A 919-nucleotide genomic window follows, 5' to 3' on the forward strand; every position below is an offset into this window, starting at 1 on the left:
GACACCACCCCCACCCCGCCCGGCGGCCACTCAAGCCCGTCCGGCGCTTAAGGACGGACCTGGGCACGGGGGCGGCGCGGCGATCCTGTTCCGGGCCCGGTCCGGCACCCCCAGCCCGCCCGGCGGCCACTCAAGCCCGTCCGGCGCTTGAGGACGGACCCGTGCACGGGAGGGCGTGGCGATCCTGTTCCCGGCCCAGGTAGGCCCCCTAGCCCGTCCGGCGTTTGAGGACGGACCCGTCCACAGGGACGAGCCTGACCATTCCGCTCCCGGCCGAGCACGGGCTCCAGCCCGTCCGGCGCTTGAGGACGGACCCGTACGCCACGGCCGCGCGCACACCCCACCCCGCCCAAGACCAAGCGCGCCCACCCCGTACCCCGTACACCGCCCCACCCCCAGCGGTACGCTGACATGGCCAGACGAACCCACCCCCGAAGGGACCCCGCCCCCATGCCGCTCGAAGCCGGCCTCCTCGAAATCCTCGCCTGCCCGGCCTGCCACGCGCCGCTGAACGACCGCACCACCGCCGAAACCCCCGAACTCGTCTGCACCTCCGAGGAGTGCGGCCTGGCCTACCCGGTACGGGACGACATCCCCGTACTCCTTGTCGACGAGGCCCGCCGCCCCGCCTGAACCGCGCACCGGCGCGCAAAGCGCAAAGCGCAACGCGCAAAGCGCAACGCGCAAAGCGCAAAAGCGCACACCACGCACACCAGAACCACGCGCCCCAAGAACAAGCGCGCACCCCGCAGGGGCGATCGGAGGCCCACTCCCATGCTCGACGAGTCGCTGCTCGACGCCCCCGACGCGCTGACCCGCGCCGACCGTCACGGCCTCCTCCGCGCCGCCGCGGAAGCCGGCGCCCGCGTCCGCACCGCGCTCCGGCACACCGCCGAGGCCGGCGTCACCGAGCTCAACG

The 919-nt window shown here is 74.1% G+C and carries 1 protein-coding gene; it reads left to right on the top strand.

From position 1 onward, the window contains the following. The first annotated feature begins 450 nt into the window (after positions 1–450). The gene (locus GT042_RS15170) at positions 451–633 is read left to right on the top strand and encodes a Trm112 family protein (RefSeq protein ID WP_161309239.1); all 183 of its coding nucleotides are present in this window, start codon (positions 451–453) and stop codon (positions 631–633) included. The last annotated feature ends 286 nt before the right edge of the window (positions 634–919 follow it).

This window comes from Streptomyces sp. SID3212, from assembly GCF_009865405.1.
Classification (GTDB): domain Bacteria; phylum Actinomycetota; class Actinomycetes; order Streptomycetales; family Streptomycetaceae; genus Streptomyces.